This is a genomic window from Rhodanobacter ginsengiterrae (assembly GCF_050026815.1).
GTDB classification, from domain to species: Bacteria; Pseudomonadota; Gammaproteobacteria; order Xanthomonadales; family Rhodanobacteraceae; genus Rhodanobacter; species Rhodanobacter ginsengiterrae.
This window is the reverse complement of sequence record NZ_JALBWO010000050.1, coordinates 90080-108307: the sequence shown is the minus strand read 5'-3', so window position 1 is coordinate 108307 and position 18228 is coordinate 90080. Positions and strand designations below refer to the sequence as shown.

Here is an 18228-nt window from a genome sequence, read left to right as displayed (position 1 = left end):
TCATCGTCGATTATGCACTGAACCATCAGAACTCCTTGGTATAGTAATCAACCCCCCCATATACGGCGTCCATGGACACCATACGCATCCGCGGCGCACGCACGCACAATCTCAAGAACATCGATCTTGACCTTCCACGCGACAAGCTGATCGTGATCACCGGCCTGTCCGGTTCCGGCAAGTCGTCGCTGGCTTTCGACACGATCTACGCCGAGGGGCAGCGTCGCTACGTGGAATCGCTTTCCGCGTACGCGCGGCAGTTCCTGTCGATGATGGAGAAGCCCGACGTCGACCACATCGAAGGCCTGTCGCCGGCGATCTCGATCGAGCAGAAATCGACCTCGCACAATCCGCGCTCCACGGTCGGCACGATCACCGAGGTCTACGACTACCTGCGCCTGCTGTATGCGCGCGTGGGTACGCCGCGCTGTCCGGATCACGGCATTCCGCTGGAAGCGCAAACCGTCAGCCAGATGGTCGACACGATGCTCGCGCTGGATCCGGAGCAACGCTACATGCTGCTGGCGCCGGTGATCCGCGAGCGCAAGGGTGAGCACGTGCAGGTGTTCGAACAGATGCGCGCGCAGGGGTTTGTCCGCGCCCGCGTCGACGGAACTGTCTACGACCTGGATGCGGTGCCGCCGCTGACCCTGCGCCAGAAGCACACCATCGAGGTGGTGATCGACCGCTTTCGTCCGCGCGAGGACATCAAGCAACGCCTGGCCGAATCGTTCGAGACCGCGCTGCGGCTTGGCGACGGCCTGGTGATTGTCGCCAACATGGACGCGGCCGACGCACCCGAGCAACTGCTGTCCTCGCGCTATTCCTGCCCGGTCTGCGATTACTCGCTGCCCGAGCTGGAACCGCGGCTGTTCTCGTTCAACTCGCCGGTCGGCGCCTGTCCGTCCTGCGATGGCCTGGGCGTGACCCAGGTGTTCGATCCATCGCGCGTGGTGGGTCATCCCGAACTGTCGCTGGCCAACGGTGCGGTGCGTGGCTGGGACCGCCGCAACGCGCACTATTTCCAGCTGATCCTGTCGCTGGCGGCGCACTATGGCTTTGCCGTGGAAACGCCATGGCAGAAGTTGCCGGCAGAGGTCCAGAAAGCTGTGCTGTACGGCAGCGGCAAGGACAAGATCGCGTTCAAGTACATCACCGAACGCGGCGGCAAGGTCACTCGCGAGCACGCCTTCGAGGGCATCCTGCCCAACCTCGAACGCCGCTACAAGGAAACCGAATCCTCCGCCGTGCGCGAAGAGCTGGCCAAATACATCAGCGACCAGCCCTGCCCGGCCTGCGACGGCCAACGCCTGAACCGTTCGGCGCGCAATGTGTTCGTCGCCGACCACGCGCTGCCGTCGCTGACCCATCGCTCGATCGACGACACGCTGGCGTTCTTCGCCGACCTCAAGCTCACCGGCTGGCGCGGCGAGATCGCGGTGAAGATCGTCAAGGAAATCCACGAACGGCTGACCTTCCTCAACGACGTGGGCCTCAACTACCTCACCCTGGATCGCCAGGCTGATTCGTTGTCTGGCGGCGAGGCGCAGCGCATCCGGCTCGCTTCGCAGATCGGCGCCGGCCTGGTCGGCGTGATGTACGTGCTGGACGAACCGTCGATCGGCCTGCACCAGCGCGACAACGAGCGCCTGCTCGGCACGCTGACCCGCCTGCGCGACCTCGGCAACACGGTGATCGTGGTCGAGCACGACGAGGACGCGATCCGCATGGCCGACCACGTGCTCGACATCGGCCCCGGTGCCGGCGTGCACGGCGGCGAGATCGTGGCGCAGGGCAGCGTGCAGGACATGCTCGATTCGCCGCGCTCGGTCACCGGCCAGTTCCTGTCCGGCGAGCGCGCGATCGAAGTGCCGAAGGAACGCCGCCAGCCGATCGATGCGGATTCCTGGCTGCATCTGAAGGGCGCCAGCGGCAACAACCTGAAAAACGTCGACCTGGCGATTCCCGCCGGCCTGTTCACCTGCATCACCGGCGTCTCCGGCTCGGGCAAGTCGACCCTGGTCAACGACACCCTGTTCCGGCTCGCTGCCGCCGAACTCAACGGCGCCGGCACCCAGGCGGCACCGTACAAGTCGGTACAGGGCATGGATCTGTTCGACAAGGTGGTCGACATCGACCAGTCGCCGATCGGCCGCACGCCGCGCTCCAACCCGGCCACCTACACCGGCCTGTTCACCCCGCTGCGCGACATGTTTTCGCAGGTGCCCGAGGCGCGTTCGCGTGGCTACACGCCAGGCCGCTTCAGCTTCAACGTGCGCGGTGGTCGCTGCGAGGCCTGCGAAGGCGATGGCATGATCAAGGTGGAGATGCACTTCCTGCCCGACGTCTACGTACCGTGCGACGTCTGTCATGGCAAGCGCTACAACCGCGAGACGCTGGAGATCCTGTACAAGGGCCACACCATTGCCGACGTGCTCGACATGACGGTGGAGGATGCGCTGAAGCTGTTCGAGCACGTGCCGACCATCGCACGCAAGCTCGACACGCTGCGCGCGGTGGGCCTGGATTACATCAAGCTCGGCCAGAGCGCGACCACGCTGTCCGGCGGCGAGGCGCAACGCGTGAAGCTGTCCAAGGAGCTGTCCAAGCGCGACACCGGACGCACCTTGTACATCCTCGACGAACCGACCACCGGCCTGCATTTCCACGACATCGAGCAGTTGCTCGACGTGCTGCACCAACTGGTCGACCAGGGCAACACGGTGGTGGTGATCGAACACAACCTCGACGTGATCAAGACCGCCGACTGGGTCGTCGACCTCGGCCCCGAGGGCGGCGCCGGCGGTGGCCGCATCCTGGTTGCCGGCACGCCGGAAACGGTGGCGGCAACCGCAGGCTCGCACACCGGCCACTTCCTTGCGCCGCACCTGAAACCGGCCAAACCCAAGAAGCCTGGCGCCACCAAGCGCGTGAAGGCAGCTACCAGGCACATCGCCTCGGCCGACAAATACAAGCCGATGCGCGGCAGCGGAAAGAAGAAGAAACCTGCATGAGCCCACGCAAATCCAGCAAGACCGTTGTCGCGGCCGACGTCGCCACGGCATCGGCGGAAACCGCAGCGGCAACGGACCGACCGCTGTTCGTCGCCTCGCTTGGCGTGCGCTGGCGCGATCTCGACGCCTTCAACCATGTCAACAATTCCAACTTCCTCACCTACCTGGAAGAGGCGCGGCTGCAGTGGCTGCAGCACCTGCGCGACTGGTTCAGCGAGGAAGCGATGCCGGTGCTGGCCGCCAGCGAGCTGCAATACCGTCGTCCGATTCCGTGGCCGGCAGCACTGCATGTCGAGTTGCGCTGCGGGCGGCTTGGCAACAGCTCGATCACGATCGCACACCGCATCGTGGACGCCGACAATCCCGACCGCCTCTACAGCGATGGCCACGTGGTGATGGTGTGGATGAATCCCGCCACCGGCAAGCCGGTGCCGTTGCCCGAAGCCATACGCGCCGCCGCCGCGTAGTCAGCTCGTGCACGCCCCGGCCGCCCGCACTTCGTTCATGCTCGATCCGCACGGACCGGGCCGGATCGAGACGATCAGCGGGGCGCGCCATGCATGGCGCTTCCGGCCGCACTTCCATGCCGGCGACGAAATCGTGCGGATACGGGCCGGCCGCGCACGGCTGCGCCTGCCCACCACGTGCCGGGAGGTCGTTGCCGGCGATACCGTGGTGGTGCCGGCCGGCGTGATTCACCGCTTCGAGCCGATCGACGCCAGCGGCTGGGCCTTCACCGCACGATTCGAACCGCTCGCGGCGAATCGCGATACCCACGGTGACGCGCTCGCCGCGCAGGCAAGAACCCTGCTGCTGGAACGGCCCTCGCTGCACACCGATGTGACGTCACTCGCACAGGCCTGCGCGGTTTCAGCCGGACATCTGGCGCGTGCATTCCATCGCGAGACCGGCACCAGCCTGCACAATTTTCACGTGCTGCTCGCCCTGCACAAGGCCAAGGCCCTGTTGCGCGAGCAGACGCCGATCATTGAAGCGGCGCTTGCCGCGGGCTTCTACGATCAGGCCCACCTCAACCGCGAATTCGTCAGGACCTTCGGCATGACTCCCGCCGCATTCCGTGCCGGGTGGGCGATTGCCGCCTGAAAGCGGGGCCGCAAGGCTCACGGGCTGGATGGTCCAGGCTCCTGGACCGCGCTGGGGGCGATTTCCAGCGCCATGTACAAGGTATCCGGCATCGGGTTGTCGTAGTACGGCGCCACCGGCTGAAAACCCAGCGCAACGTAGAGTTGCCGGGCGCTGCGCATCGAGGCCAGGGTATCCAGCAGCACGCGCGCGTAGCCGGCACCGGCTGCCCACGCGATCACCGCCTCGGCCAGTCGTCGCCCCAGCGCCTGTCCACGCGCGGCGGGGCGCACGTACAGCCGCTTGATCTCGCACACGCCTGGCAGCGGCAGCGGCCGCAACGCCACGCAGCCCAACGCGGATCCTTTGCCGTCGCGCGCGATCAGGATCACGCCCCGCGGTGGCGCGTACTTGCCAGGCAGTTGTGCCAGCTCCGCGCCCACGCCCTGAAAGGAAAGGTCGATGCCGAGGCTGTCGATGTATTCGTGGAACAGCCCGCGCACGCTCTCGATGTCGTCCGGCAGACGGGCAGCTGTGATTTCGATCGTCGGAGAGGAGGACATGCTCGGGCCATCTGCGGGGAATCGTCGCGCCACGATACGGAATCGCCACTGTGCGCGCTTGGACAGTTCTGACCGGCGGGCACGGCAATTCAGCGGCAGGCCGTGTGGTCCGGGCGATCAAGCCCGGCAGTGTGCCGGGGCCTGGAACGTTCCGTTTCGGTCACGACGCGCCGGCAAAGCAGCGGTCTTGATCCCCGTGCCAGTCCCCCGGAAAATTCATTCGGCGCGAAGTGATGCAATCGACGCACCGCATGCAGAAGCCATCGCTATGATGTCGGTCCGATCCCCACGATGGAGTTCGCCGATGGCGACGATGCCCCGCCCTTCCCTCGCCCTCGCCGTCGCATGCCTTGCCGCACTGGCCGGCGCCGCGCCCGCTCATGCGGCAGACGCCACGGAACTCACCCTTTATCGCAGCGACAATGCGGCGCTTTACTCCGGCAACAACGGTGGCAGCGTCGACGACGGTTACGCCGTGGTGCGCGAACAGCGCTCGCTGAAACTGGCCGCCGGCACCCATGATGTGGTGCTCGGCGACCTGCCCAATGCGCTGGATGCCGAAGCGCTGGCGCTGGGCTTTCCCGATGGCAGTGCCAGGGTGGTTTCGCAGCGCCTGCTGCTGGCGCAGGGCGCCAATGCGGCGCTGACCGGACTGGTCGGCAGCGAGATCACCGTGCTGGGCAGCAACGGCGAAACACTGGCCAACGGCAGCCTGCTGCGCGCCGGCGACGGCTTGCTGGTACGCGGGGCACTGGGCACGACGCTGGTGCGCACCTATGCCGCCGTGCGCAGCTCCGCCGGTGAGTTCCCGCTCGGTTCCAGCCTGAGCCTGCGGGTGGACGCTGCACGCGCTGGCGATGCACGCGCCGTGCTCAGCTACCCCACTTCCGGCCTTGGCTGGCGCGCGGCCTACGTGGCCACGCTGCAGCCCGGCGCGAGCTGCCGCATGCAGTTCGAATCACGCGCCAGCATCGCCAACCGCAGCGGACGCGACTGGCACGATGCACAGGTCACCCTGATCGCGGGCCAGCCGAACATGGCCAAGCCGTCGGCGCCCCAGCCGATGATGGCGATGGCGCGCGGCTTCAACGCGAAGGCCGAGGCCATGCCGCAACAGGACAGCATCGGCGATTACCGCAGCTACAGCTTGTCCGGCGCTGTCGAGCTGCCTGACGGCAGCGTCAGCCAGGTGCCGCTGTACACCAGCCGCATGCTGGATTGCACGCAAACCGCGCTGTACGAGAACGGCGGCGGTTACCAGCCGCCGCAACCGGTCACCAGCCGCGATTTCAACCAGGGTGGTGGCAACGCGATCGTCAGCACGCTGAAGCTGAAAGCCTTCGACAGCCTGCCGGCAGGTTATCTGCGCGTGCTCGCCGCCGACCGCCACGGCACGCCGCAATTCATCGGTGAAGGCCGCATCGACGATACGCCCAAGGGCAGCGACGCCACCATCACCCTGGGCACCGCGTTCGACCTGCGCGCCGAACGCGAACGTACCGCTTTCAGCATCGACAAGGCCGGTCGCACGATGGACGAAGCGTTCCGCATCAACCTCAGCAACGCTGGCGACAGCGCGCGCGTCGTCACCGTGCGCGAGCACCCCGCCCGCTGGCGCCAGTGGGTGCTGATATCGTCCAGCAGCAAACCGAGCCAGCAGAATCCGGATACGCTGGAGTTCCGCGTCGAGGTGCCGGCCAACGGCAAGGTCGTGCTCGACTACGCGCTGCGCTACAGCTGGACCGCCGACGAACAGCCGCAATAACCCTGCACCGGAGTCCGCCATGCTGAACCTGATCAATCACGACAACGCGATCCGCGAAATCCAGCTCGCCCGGCCGCCGGTCAACGCACTGGACCTGGAACTGGTGCGCGGGTTGCGCGGCGCCGTCGAGGCTGCCGTGCTCGACGACGCCCGCGGCATCGTGCTTTCCGGCGCGCAAGGCTTGTTCTCCGCCGGTGTCGATGTCCCCGCCCTGCTCGCCTGCGATCGTGTCGGCGTGCGTGAGTACTGGCGCGAATTCTTCGCCCTGTGCGCCACGCTCGCCTGCGCGCCGATCCCGCTGGTTGCCGCGATCACCGGCCACAGCCCCGCTGGCGGCGCCGTGCTGGCGCTGTTCTGCGATTACCGCGTGATGGCCTCGGGTCCGTTCCGGATCGGCCTGAACGAAGTGCAGGTGGGCCTGATCGTGCCGGAGTCGATCCAGCTGGCACTGCGCCGCGTGGTCGGCACCTACCGTGCCGAGCGCTTGCTGGTGGCCGGCGCCATGATCGAATCGGACCAGGCGCTGGCCTGCGGTTTTGTCGACGAACTGACTGGTGTCGACCAGGTCACCACGCGCGCCCTCCACTGGCTGGGCGAACTGCTGGCGCTGCCCTCGCACGCGATGCTGACCACTCGTCGCCTGGCCCGCGCCGACCTGGCTGGTGCCTATGCCGATCCCGACGCGTTGCCGCTGGATGAATTCGTCGACGCGTTCTTCCATCCGCAGACGCAAGCCGTCCTGCAGGAACTGGTGGCACGACTGAAGAGCAAGAGCGAGAAGTGAGTGGAGAGGAGTGAGAAAAGAGTGTACGAGCCCATGCTTTCTCTCACTTCTCACTCCTTCACACTCACTCCTCGCCTTTCGCCACCGGTCGCGACGGGTCGCTGACCCAGCCGCTCCACGACGGTGCGTACAGGCGCGAGCCGTGCAAGCCGGCGTACTCCATCGCCAGCAGGTTGTGGCAGGCGGTGACGCCGGAGCCGCAGCTGTGGATCACGGTCGCCGGCGCCGCACCATGCAGCGCGGCGTTGAACTCCTCGCGCAGCCGAGCGGCCGGCTTGAAGCGGCCGTCACTGCCCAGGTTGTCCGCGAACGGCCGATTCAACGCACCGGGCACATGGCCGCCCACGCGATCCAGCGGCTCGACGTCACCGCGGTAACGTGGTGCCGCCCGGGCATCGAGCAACTGACCGGCCGCGCCGTCGGCAACAGCCGCATGATCGAGCAGCACCTGACTTGTGTCGTAATACAGCGACACCTTGCTTGCCGGTCGCGGCGCAGCGGCGCCGGACTCGATCGGCAAGCCTTCTGCCAACCACGCCGCGTAGCCGCCATTCAACACCGCAGCATCGGCTGCGCCGGCCAGGCGCAGCAACCACCACAGGCGGGCCGCAGCCAGCGCACCACCCGCAGTGTCGTAACTCACCACCTGCATGCCGGGCTGCCAGCCCCAGCGCGACAGCAGCGCGTTGAAGGCAGACTCCAGCGGCAGCGGGTGCCGCCCCAGGCCTTCGGCCTGACGGGACAAATCCGACAGGTCACGATCCAGGCTGGCATGCACGGCGCCAGGCACATGTCCTTCCCGATAATCGTGCTCGCCCTTGTCCGGATCGCCGATGTCAAAACGGCAATCAACGATGAGCACCGCATCGGGCGACATCGCCGCCAGTTCGGCAGCTTCGATCAAGCTTGTCTTCAGCGTCATGTGCGTCCCATCCTCTCAAGCAGGTTGTAGAGCATCGCCGCCGTCGCGCCCCAGATGCGATGGCCACCATGGATGAACTCCACCATCGGTCGGTGCTGACCGCGGAACTCCATCGTGTAGCGCCGCAGGTTGGCCGGTTCCAGCAGGAACGACAGCGGCACTTCGAATACCTCGGAGACTTCATCGGGTGACGGATACAGGCGCGCACTGATGTCGATCCTTGCCACTACCGGCGTGATGCAGAAGCCGCTGATCGTCTCGAAGCGATCCAGATAACCCAGCGGCGTCACCAGCCTGCGGTCCAGGCCGATCTCTTCCTCGCTCTCGCGCAAGGCGGTGGTCAGCGCGTCGCCATCGGCAGGGTCGGTCCCGCCACCGGGAAAGGCGACCTGGCCGGCGTGTGCCTGCAGGCTGTCGTTGCGCACGGTAAGCACCAGGCGTGGCTGCACGCCTTCGCGAAAGCCCACCAGCACGGCCGCCGGGCGGCGCTGGCTGGTCCCCAGCAACCGCGACATGTCCGCATGGTTCCAGCCCGGCCCGGTCGGTGGCGCCGACAGCGGCAGCAAGGCATCGACCAACTCGTCGATCATGCTTGCCGGCGCGACGGAAGAACCTGCCGCATCACGTGCAGCCGCTCGGCGTTGCTCATCGTGCGCCAGCGCCCGATCTCCTCGCCACTGCGCTGGCAGCCGATACAGTAGCCACGCGTGTCCAGCCGGCAGGTGCCGACGCAGGGCGTCAGGGCGACCTCGGCGGAAGCGTCTTGAGCGAGAGCGGGGTCGTTCGACATGACCCGGGATGTTACCACTGCGAGGCTTACGGCCGCGCCGGATCGGGCTTGATGGCGAGCAGCTCGATCTCGAAAACCAGCGCCTCGTTCGGACCGATGCGCGGCAACGCGCCGCCTTCGCCATAGGCCAGCTGCGGCGGAATCACGACCTTCCAGCGATCGCCGGTATGCATGCGAGGGATCACGTCCTGCCAACCGCGGATCACCTTGTCCACCGGGAAGCTGACCGGAGCACCATGCGCCCAGGTGCTGTCGAATTCCGTACCGTCGATCAGCATGCCGCGATAGTTCACCGTGACCAGGCTGGTCACCGTCGGGCTGACCTTGCCATCACCCTTGCTCAACACCTGGTACTGGATTCCCGAGGGCAATTGCACCACGCCCGGTTGCTGCCGGTTGCTGGCCAGGTAGGCGGCGCTCTTGCGCGCGTTCGCCGCAGCGATGCGCTTGAACTCGGCCAATGCATCGGCGTGCATCTGCTCGTCGAGGCGCTGCAGTTGCTGGTGCATGTCCTGCATCGACACCCCCGGGCGCCGCTTGGCGTAGGCATCCTCGATCGCCTTCACCAGCACCGGAATCTCCACGTCCGGCTTGCCGTCGGCGAACTGGCTGCCGATCTGGTAGCCGATCGCATACGACAGCTTGGCCTTGTCGGGCCTGGCCACCGCTGTGGCACTGCTCTGCGCATGGGCCATGCCGCCCAGCACCAGCAACGCGCCGAGCAGCCAGCCACACAGATGTGTCATGCCTTTTTCCACCGGGCCTTCCCGTCGCTTGCGATCGATCCTGAGAGGTCATCCTAAGCGGTTCGCCGGTTTCCTGCAGCGGCGGCGCTCGTGGCTTGAGAACCTTCGCGGCAGCAAAGGTTCCCGCTGCTACCATCGTGCCTTTGCATCCATCGGGAGTCATTCATGGCCTATCGCAACTTGGAAATCAGCCATCGCGGCGCGGTACGCACGATCGTGGTCAACCGCCCCGACAAGCTCAATGCGCTGAACCGCGACACCCTCAACGAACTCACCATCGCCTTCGCCCAGGCCGCGCAGGACGACGCCGTGCGCGCGGTGGTGCTGACGGGTGCGGGCGAGAAGGCCTTCGTCGCCGGTGCCGACATTGCCGAGATGAACGGCTATACGCCAACCCAGGCGCAGGGCTTCTCGCGCACCGGCCAGCGCCTGATGACGTCGATCGAACGACTCGGCAAGCCGGTGGTCGCCCGCATCCAGGGTTTCGCGCTGGGCGGCGGCATGGAGCTGGCGATGGCTTGCCACCTGCGCGTGGCCAGCGAGAAGGCGAAGTTCGGCCAGCCGGAAATCAACCTCGGCCTGATCCCCGGTTTCGGCGGCACCCAGCGCCTGCTGCGCCTGGCCGGCCGCGGCGCCGCATTGGAACTTTGCCTGACTGGCGCAGTGATCAATGCCCAGCGTGCCTTCGAGCTGGGCATCGTCAACCGCGTGGTGGCGCCCGAGGCGCTGGACGAGGCAGTGAACGCACTGGCCGGCCAGTTGGCCGCCGCCGCGCCCCTGGCCGCCGCCGGCATCCTCGATGCCGTGCTGCAAGGTGGCGAGACCGGCATCGATCAAGGCCTCGAGTTCGAGACGCAGGGCTTCGCGCTGGCGTTCTCCACCGAGGACATGCGCGAGGGCACCACGGCATTCCTGGAGAAGCGCAAGGCGGAGTTCAAGGGACGCTGATCGCCACCATTCGCAGGTGATGCCACCCGGGATTGATCAAGCCCGGTGCGACCACGACCCTGCTCAGTGATGCGAGCCACGATAGTTCTTCTCGCCAGCGGTCACGCGCAGGTCTAGTCGGTTTTCCGGCGGCGCCAGCGGGCAGGTGGCAAAACCGGTGAAGGCGCACGGCGGGTTGTAGGCCTTGTTGAAATCCAGCACGACCTTGCCGTCCTTTGGCGGGTCGATGTAGAGGAAGCGCGCGGCGCCGTAGGTTTCCTTGCCGCTGGTGCGGTCGGCGAACACGATGAAGTACTGCGTGTCACCCGGCTCCTCGATGATCGGCAGCAGCTCGAAGTGCTTGCCGTCGCGGGTGAACTCCAGCTTGCCCGGCACTGGCGACTTGTCGATGGTGCCGATCACCGAAGCCATCTCCAGCGTCTCGCCCGGCTGTGCCGGCACCCAGGTCGCCTCGATCCGCCATGACGGATCGATCGGGAACGAGTCGATGCCGAGGAAATGCTTGCGCGTGGGCGCCTCGCTGTCCTTCACGCGCAGGCCCTTGCGGCCGTCGCGATCAATCACGTAGAAGCTGGCCGTGCCGAACGCCACCTTGGTCGGTGCCGCCTCCGCAGCGGCATGCGCATCGTCCACCAGCACCGCCTCACTGACCATCTTGCCGTCGATGGTGGCGTGGCTGGCCGGATCCAGTGCGATCCGCATCTTGCCATCCGCCGCCAGCGTGACCACACCCAGATGCGCCGGCCCCGCGCTCAGCACGATGTCGTTGTCGGCGGCGCTGCCGACGCGATTGGCCCCCTCCTTCAGCCACTCCAGGCCGATCAGGCTGAGCCAGCCATCGGGCGCGGTGAGTCGCTCCACCCGACCGGCGTGCCACTGCTCGACCCCCTGCTTGTAACTATCGATGTCGGTGGCTTGCACGGTAGCGACTCCCAGAATGGCGGCGGCAACGAAAAGACTGATACGTATCATCCACGATCTCCGACAGAACACTTGAAGGCGCCTCAACGACCGCGCATGAACAACCTGTCGAGCTCGGCCAGGCTCAGCTGGACCCAGGTCGGACGCCCATGATTGCATTGTCCGGAGCGCTCGGTCGCCTCCATCTCCCGCAGCAACGCGTTCATCTCGGGAATGGTCAGGCGCCGGCCGGCGCGCACCGAGCCATGGCAGGCCATGGTGGAAAGCAGCTCGTTCTCGAATTCCTGCAGCCGCCGCGAACTGCCGTGCTGGGCCAACTCGGACAGCACGTCGCGACTGAGCTGGGCCACGTCGGCACCTTCGAGCAGTGCCGGAATGCGCCGCACCACGATTGTCGACGGACCGCTGCGGGAAAGTTCCAGCCCCCATTCGGCCAGCGCCTCGGCATGTTCCTCGGCGGCGGCGGCTTCCTTCGCGCTGACCGCCAGACTCAATGGCACCAGCAACATCTGCGAACGCAGGTTGCTGCCGACGCGACCGGATTTCAGCTTCTCGTAGGTGATCCGTTCATGCGCCGCGTGCATGTCCACCAGCACCATGCCATGCGCATTCTCGGCCAGTACGAAGATGCTCTTCAGTTGCGCGATGGCGAACCCCAGCGGTGGCGCTTCGCCATCGGCCGACGCGGGCAGTGGCGGTGCGGGCGCAGCCGGCGCGAATGACGCAGAGCCGAGCAGCGCCGCATAGTCGGCCAGCGGTTCTTCGCGTGTGCCCAGACCGAGGCGACTCTGGCTGGACGCGACGGGCCACGCCGCAGCATGCGAAGCCGCCGGGGACCCTGCATAAGCATAGGCCGACGCCGGCATCGACGCCGTTGCGGGCAATGTGCCCAGTCCCGCGCGCGTCTGCGCCAGCGCCTCGTGCAGGGTGCGAAACAGGAAGTCGTGGACCAGCCGTTGCTCGCGAAAGCGCACTTCGTGCTTGGCCGGATGCACGTTCACGTCGACACCGGCGGGGTCCAGTTCCAGATACAGCACGAACACCGCATGACGGCCGTGGAACAGCACGTCGGCATAGGCCTGGCGCACCGCGTGCGCAACGATGCGATCGCGCACCAGCCGGCCGTTGACATAGAAGTATTGCGAATCCGCCTGCGCGCGCGAGGCGGTCGGCAAGCCGACCCAGCCGGAAAGATGCAGGCCCGCCGCGGCGTGATCGATGCGCAGGCTCTGCGCGGGAAACTCGTCACCGAGCACTTCGGCCACCCGTTGCAGTTGCGACTGCTGATCGCGCGCGGCCTTCCAGATACGCACCGGCTTGCCGTTGTGGCTGAGCCGGAATTCCACCGAGCCGCGAGCCAGCGCCAGCGACTTCAGCAGGTCGTCGATGTGGGCGAACTCGGTGCGCTCGGCACGCATGAATTTTCGTCGCGCCGGCACGTTGTAGAACAAGTCGCGCACTTCGACGCTGGTGCCGGGCGGATGCTGCGCGGGGCGTGCCGCCTGCAGTTTGCCGCCGTCGACCTCGATGCGGAACGCGGTGTGCTGGTCGTGCACGCGCGAGGTCAGCGCGAAGCGCGACACCGACGACACCGAAGCCAGCGCCTCGCCGCGAAAACCCATGCTGGCAACGTGTTCCAGATCGTCGAAACTGCCGATCTTGCTGGTCGCATGCGACGCCACCGCCAGCGGCAGTTCGTCGACATGGATGCCGCCGCCGTCGTCACGCACGCGGATCAGCCGCGCCCCGCCCGCCTCGATGTCCACTTCGACGCGGCTGGCACCGGCATCGAGGCTGTTCTCGACCAGTTCCTTGACTACCGAAGACGGTCGCTCGATGACCTCGCCGGCGGCGATCTGGTTGATGAGTTCGGGGGGCAGCAGGCGAATGACGGTCATCCGCCAACTTTAGCAGCGAACGCCGCTGCTGCCGCCGCGAAAGTCAGCCTGCGGGAATGGTCAGCGTGGTGCCGGCGCGGACCGTGTTGCTGTCGATCCGGTTGGCGTTCTTCAGCGCACCGACACTGACACCATATTGCCGCGCGATGCTGCTGAGGCTTTCACCGCGACCGACCTTGTGCACGTCATGCGTGGACGCGGCCGCCCGGCTTGCCTTGTTCCTGGTGCTCGAACCGTTGCTGGAGGCCACCTGGACGCCATTGCGGCGCGCCGCCTCGGCAGCGAACCAGGTACCCGGGGGCGGGGTGGATTCAAAATAGTTCTTCACGCCGCCCATCACGGCTTCGGCGAGCTTCTTCTGGTGCGCCGGATCGCGCAACCGACGCTCTTCGGCGGGATTGCTGATGAAGGCAGTCTCGACCAGGATCGACGGCACGTCGGGCGAACGCAGCACCACGAAATTCGCGCGCTCGACATAGCCACGATGGGTCGGACCCAGTCCGCCAAGCGCCTTGAGTACATTGCCGGCGACCACGTCGCTGGCCTGCATCGCCCAACCCTGCTGCAGATCCAGCAGGACCTTGGCCAGGCTGTCGTCCTTGTCGTCCAGCGAGGTGCCACCGATCAGGTCGGCGCGGTTCTCGCGGTCGGCCAGCCAGCGCGCTGCCTCGCTGGTCTTGCCGCGCGGCGACAGCACCCACACCGAGGAGCCCCTGGCGTCGCCGCTGGTGAAGGCATCGGCGTGAATCGACACGAACAGGTCGGCATTGTTCTCGCGGGCAATCTTGTAGCGCTGGGTGAGCGGAATGAAATAGTCGCTGTCGCGCGTCAGCACCGCTTTCATGCCCGGCTGGCGATTGATCTGCGCCGCCAATTCGCGCGCCACCGCCAGGGTGACGTTCTTCTCCAGCGTGCCGCCCGGACCATGCGAACCCGGGTCCTTGCCGCCATGGCCGGCATCGATCGCCACCACCACCTGACGCTGGCCATCGAGCATGGCAGCGGCCTGCTCGGCGGCGACGCGGCGGCTGTGCGTAGGGTTGCTGTAAGACTCGACGGGCATGGACCTGGCCGCCGCCGGCGCGACAGACGGCGCCGCCATCGTCGCGTTGGCGGACGGGGCTGCAGCCACATCGGCGCGCCCGCTGCCCGGATAGAGGTCGAGCACCAGGCGATAGTTGCCGTCGTCGGTCGGCTTCAGAAGAAAGCTTTTCAGCCGGCTGGCCGGATCGACCCTGGCGGTCACCTGCATGCCGCTGCCCAGGCGCGAGTGGCTCATGCCTTGCAACAGGCCTTCCGCGGAGGGATCGGAGAAATCGTGACCCGGAGTGCTGTCCGGCAGCTGCACGACGATCTGGCCGTTCTTCTGGCTGATCTGGTACTGCAGCGGACCGGAAGCATCGAGCACCACGCGGGTGTACTGGGGGCCGGCCCAGACCCGGGCGTTCTTCAACTGCGCGGCGCTGGTCGCGCACACGGGGAAGATCGCCGCGACCGCGACGACCACCCAGCTCACTCGCTTGTTCAGGTACGCCTTCATGCCCCGCATTGAAACGCAGCCAATCGCGTATTGCAAGCTCTTTTCCTTTGAATATCCATAACCTGCAGACTATTCGTCAGGTGACCTCAAGTTATCGGGCGCAACCTGCGCTTTCCGCACGAGTCCTTGCCTGACCGGCTGACCCAGACAGTTTCCCCAGCAGAAATAGTTACTTGGCGATTCTGCGCAGCAGTCGCTCGCCCCGTGCGCTGCGCGCGCTCAGGGCTGCCTGGCGCCCCGACCCGGCGTAATCCAGGCTCAATTCGACGTCCGCGTGCGGCAGCGCGCCGACGCCGCGCTCGGGCCATTCGACCAGCACCACGGCAGCCGGGTCGGCCAGCGCGTCCAGACCCAACCACTCCAGTTCGCCCGGGTCGGCGATCCGGTACAGGTCCAGGTGCCAGGCCGGACGATCCCCCGCCGCATAGCCCTCGACCAGGCTGTAGGTGGGGCTCTTGACCCGCTCGCCCACGCCAAGAGTGGTCAGCAGCGCGCGGGCAAAGCTGGTCTTGCCAGCGCCGAGCGGGCCGTGCAGGTAGATGACCAGACCATCATCCAGAGCGCTCGCCACCCTGGCGCCCAGCGCAGCGGTGGCGGCCTCGTCGGGAAGCGCCCAGTCCACTGCCCATTCCGCCTGCTCAATCATGCTCACGTTCGTAGTCCGTCATGCCATTGCCGATCGCCCGCAGCGGAGCCAGCAGATCACTGGCCAGCAAACCACGCTCGCCCTGCCGCGCTGCGCGATCACCGGCCCGCGCATGCAGGCCCACGCCGATGCGCGCGGCCTGCCACGCACAGCAACCTTGTGCCAGGAGTGCCGCCACGATGCCGGTGAGCAAGTCGCCCATGCCGCCGCTGGCCATGCCCGGGTTGCCCCACGGACAGACGTCCAGACGTCCATCCGGATCGGCGATCAGGCTGCCAGCACCCTTCAAGACCACGACCGCGTGATGACGACGCGCCAGTTCGCGTACCGCCGCGAAACGGTCCTGCTCGACCGTCGCGGTCGCTATGCCGAGCAACCGCCCCGCCTCGCCCGGGTGCGGCGTCAGCACGGTCGGCGCACTGAACCGGCGCGGTTCGCGCGCCAGCAGGTTCAGGCCGTCGGCATCGAGCACCAGCGGCTTGTTCGCATCCAGCGCGGTCAGCCACAAGGCGTGTCCCCAGGCGGCTTGTCCCAGCCCCGGGCCGAGCGCCAGCACGCTGGCATGTTCAAGCTGTGCGTCCAGCGCCTGGGGTCCGTCGACACCGTGCGCCATCAATTCCGGCCGTGCCGCATTCAACGCAAATACATGGGCCGCGCGGGTGGCCACGCTGACCAGGCCGGCACCGGCGCGCAGCGCCGATTCGCCGGCCAGATGTACCGCTCCGGCCATGCCGTGGTCGCCGCCGATCACCAGCACGTGGCCGTAGTTGCCCTTGTTGGCGTAGCGGTGCCGGGGCGGCAGCGATTCGGCCAGCAGCAACCGCGCGTCTGGCGCTGCAGCGGCGTAGACGCTGTCAGGCACGCCCAAGGTGGCCAGCTCGAGCATGCCGACCTGGTCGACGGCACGTCCGCTATGCAGGCCGCGCTTGCCGGCGATGAAGGTGATCGTGACATCGGCGCGGATCGCCGCACCGGCGCAGCTTCCCGTGTCGGTATCCAGGCCGCTGGGGACATCCAGTGCCAAGACCGGGCAACCGCTGCAGTTGATCGCCTCGATCAAGCGCGCCGAGATCGCATCGGGTGCACGATTGAGGCCGATGCCGTAGAGCGCGTCCACGTGCAGCTCCGCCTCGGGCAAGGTCGCTTGCGCATCCCACTGCAGCACCTGACCGCCCGCGCACTCCCACGCCGCACGTGCGGTGGTGGCGTCGCCATGCGAAGTGGCGGTCAGCGCCACCAGCTCCACCTGCAAACCGGCCTCGCGCGCCAGCACGCCGAGCAGGAAGCCGTCGCCGCCGTTGTTGCCGGGGCCGCAATGAATGCATACGCGCTGCACTTGCGGCCAATGGCGCCGAAGGCTGCAGAGTGCCGCGCTGGCAGCGCGACGCATCAGCTCCGGCCCGGAAATGCCCAGCGTCGACAACGCCGTGCGCTCGATCGCGCGCAGCTGTTCGACGGTATGCAGATTGCGGCTGTAAGGATGGGCGGACATGCGCGAATTATAGGCATGGGCGGCATCTACAATAGGCAGATGTCCAGCACCGACATTGCCACTGCGCCCGACTACGCCGCCCTCGCCCGCGACATCAAACGCTGGGCGCACGAACTGGGCTTCGCCGACACCGGCATCAGTGGCACCGAACTGGGCAACGACGAGCCGCATCTGCTGAGCTGGCTGGATCACGGCCACCACGGCGACATGGAATACATGGCGCGCCATGGCACCAAGCGCACGCGGCCGGCCGAACTGGAACCGGGCACCCAGCGGGTCATCTCGGTACGCATGGATTACATACCCCCCGGCACGGCCAACGCCTGGGCGGTGCTGAATGACGCCGAGGCCGGCTATGTGTCGCGCTACGCGCTGGGGCGCGATTACCACAAGCTGATGCGCAGCCGCCTGCAGAAGCTGGCCGAGCGCATCCACGGCGCGGTCGGCGACTTCGGTTACCGCGCCTACGTGGATTCCGCACCGGTGCTGGAAAAAGCGTTGGCGCGCAATGCGGGACTGGGCTGGATCGGCAAGCATACCGTGCTGATCAACCGCAGCGCCGGGTCGTACTTCTTCCTCGGCGAGCTGTACACCGACCTGCCCTTGCCGCTGGACCAACCCGCCAGCGCGCACTGCGGCACGTGTGCGCGTTGCATCGAGGTGTGCCCGACCCAGGCGATCCTCGGTCCGTACCGGCTGGACGCCAGGCGCTGCATTTCCTACCTGACGATCGAGCTGAAAGGCAGCATTCCCGAAGAGCTGCGCGCACCGATGGGCAACCGCATCTTCGGCTGCGACGACTGCCAGTTGGTGTGCCCCTGGAACAAGTTCGCGCAGACCACCACGGAAGCGGACTTCGCGCCGCGACACAGCCTGGACGGCGCCAAACTGGTCGAACTGTTCGCATGGAGCGAAGACGAATTTCTCAAACGCACCGAAGGCATGGCGATCCGGCGCACCGGCTACGAAGGCTGGCTGCGCAATATCGCGGTGGCGCTGGGCAATGCGCCGCCCTCCGCGGTGGCCATCGAATCACTGAACGCCCGCGCCGACCATCCGTCGGCAGTGGTGCGCGAACACGTGGCATGGGCGCTGGCGAAGCAGCGCCGCTGACGC

General features: G+C 66.8%; 15 protein-coding genes and 1 pseudogene. 7 read left to right on the top strand and 9 right to left on the bottom strand.

All coding sequences use genetic code 11. The features are described 5' to 3' along the window. The first annotated feature begins 71 nt into the window (after positions 1-71). Genes uvrA through ACQGNJ_RS06840 form a run of 3 tightly spaced genes read left to right on the top strand, consistent with a single transcriptional unit; the run spans position 72 to position 4118 of the window. Entirely contained in the window at positions 72-3014 is a 2943-nt protein-coding gene (uvrA, locus tag ACQGNJ_RS06850) for an excinuclease ABC subunit UvrA (protein WP_426688484.1), read from the top strand. Then, positions 3011-3481 (top strand): acyl-CoA thioesterase, encoded by a 471-nt coding sequence (locus ACQGNJ_RS06845; protein ID WP_426688483.1) that lies wholly within the window; start codon positions 3011-3013, stop codon positions 3479-3481. Before uvrA ends, ACQGNJ_RS06845 begins: the two co-directional genes overlap by 4 nt. Before the next feature lie 37 nt (positions 3482-3518). Beyond that, a complete protein-coding gene (locus tag ACQGNJ_RS06840) occupies positions 3519-4118 on the top strand; it encodes a helix-turn-helix transcriptional regulator (protein WP_426688482.1) in 600 nt (199 codons plus the stop codon). Between the two features lie 17 nt (positions 4119-4135). Here the strand turns inward: ACQGNJ_RS06840 and ACQGNJ_RS06835 are convergent, their stop codons facing one another. Further along, complete coding sequence (locus tag ACQGNJ_RS06835) at positions 4136-4660, bottom strand: GNAT family N-acetyltransferase (RefSeq protein WP_426688481.1); 525 nt, start codon at positions 4658-4660, stop codon at positions 4136-4138. A gap of 304 nt (positions 4661-4964) precedes the next feature. Here ACQGNJ_RS06835 and ACQGNJ_RS06830 point away from each other — a divergent pair, with 304 nt between their 5' ends. Together ACQGNJ_RS06830 and ACQGNJ_RS06825 are read left to right on the top strand one after the other, a co-directional pair. After that, positions 4965-6425, top strand: a complete 1461-nt coding sequence (locus ACQGNJ_RS06830) for a DUF4139 domain-containing protein (protein ID WP_426688480.1) — start codon at positions 4965-4967, stop codon at positions 6423-6425. Between the two features lie 19 nt (positions 6426-6444). Further along, positions 6445-7209: an enoyl-CoA hydratase/isomerase family protein gene (locus tag ACQGNJ_RS06825; RefSeq protein ID WP_426688479.1), complete on the top strand. Its 765-nt coding sequence runs from the start codon at positions 6445-6447 to the stop codon at positions 7207-7209. A 64-nt stretch (positions 7210-7273) separates the two neighbouring features. Here ACQGNJ_RS06825 and ACQGNJ_RS06820 read toward each other — a convergent pair whose 3' ends face one another. The 3 genes and pseudogenes from ACQGNJ_RS06820 to bamJ form a co-directional block, all read right to left on the bottom strand. After that, positions 7274-8131, bottom strand: coding sequence for a sulfurtransferase (locus ACQGNJ_RS06820; RefSeq protein ID WP_426688478.1), 858 nt, complete (start codon positions 8129-8131; stop codon positions 7274-7276). Further along, a pseudogene (locus ACQGNJ_RS06815) lies at positions 8128-8921 on the bottom strand (NUDIX hydrolase). Before ACQGNJ_RS06815 ends, ACQGNJ_RS06820 begins: the two are co-directional and overlap by 4 nt. A 26-nt stretch (positions 8922-8947) precedes the next feature. Next, positions 8948-9667 carry a BamJ family beta-barrel-assembly machinery protein gene (gene bamJ, locus ACQGNJ_RS06810; RefSeq protein ID WP_426688477.1) on the bottom strand — a complete coding sequence of 240 codons (720 nt, stop codon included), beginning with the start codon at positions 9665-9667 and terminating at the stop codon, positions 8948-8950. Between the two features lie 165 nt (positions 9668-9832). Between bamJ and ACQGNJ_RS06805 the strand changes: the two genes are divergently transcribed. Further along, positions 9833-10615, top strand: a complete 783-nt coding sequence (locus ACQGNJ_RS06805) for an enoyl-CoA hydratase-related protein (protein ID WP_426688476.1) — start codon at positions 9833-9835, stop codon at positions 10613-10615. A gap of 63 nt (positions 10616-10678) precedes the next feature. Here the strand turns inward: ACQGNJ_RS06805 and ACQGNJ_RS06800 are convergent, their stop codons facing one another. From ACQGNJ_RS06800 to ACQGNJ_RS06780, 5 genes are all read right to left on the bottom strand, one after another. Next, on the bottom strand, positions 10679-11587 hold the full coding sequence (locus tag ACQGNJ_RS06800; RefSeq protein WP_426688475.1) for a DUF1684 domain-containing protein: 909 nt from the start codon (positions 11585-11587) through the stop codon (positions 10679-10681). 32 nt (positions 11588-11619) lie between these two features. Next, positions 11620-13434 (bottom strand): DNA mismatch repair endonuclease MutL, encoded by a 1815-nt coding sequence (mutL, locus tag ACQGNJ_RS06795; RefSeq protein ID WP_426688474.1) that lies wholly within the window; start codon positions 13432-13434, stop codon positions 11620-11622. A 43-nt stretch (positions 13435-13477) separates the two neighbouring features. Next, the gene (locus ACQGNJ_RS06790) at positions 13478-14974 is read right to left on the bottom strand and encodes an N-acetylmuramoyl-L-alanine amidase (RefSeq protein WP_426688473.1); all 1497 of its coding nucleotides are present in this window, start codon (positions 14972-14974) and stop codon (positions 13478-13480) included. 169 nt (positions 14975-15143) lie between these two features. Next, entirely contained in the window at positions 15144-15620 is a 477-nt protein-coding gene (gene tsaE, locus ACQGNJ_RS06785) for a tRNA (adenosine(37)-N6)-threonylcarbamoyltransferase complex ATPase subunit type 1 TsaE (protein WP_426688515.1), read from the bottom strand. Further along, positions 15613-17112 (bottom strand): NAD(P)H-hydrate dehydratase, encoded by a 1500-nt coding sequence (locus tag ACQGNJ_RS06780; RefSeq protein ID WP_426688472.1) that lies wholly within the window; start codon positions 17110-17112, stop codon positions 15613-15615. Before ACQGNJ_RS06780 ends, tsaE begins: the two co-directional genes overlap by 8 nt. A gap of 15 nt (positions 17113-17127) precedes the next feature. Between ACQGNJ_RS06780 and queG the strand changes: the two genes are divergently transcribed. Then, positions 17128-18225 carry a tRNA epoxyqueuosine(34) reductase QueG gene (gene queG / locus ACQGNJ_RS06775; RefSeq protein WP_426688471.1) on the top strand — a complete coding sequence of 366 codons (1098 nt, stop codon included), beginning with the start codon at positions 17128-17130 and terminating at the stop codon, positions 18223-18225. Positions 18226-18228: the final 3 nt, after the last annotated feature.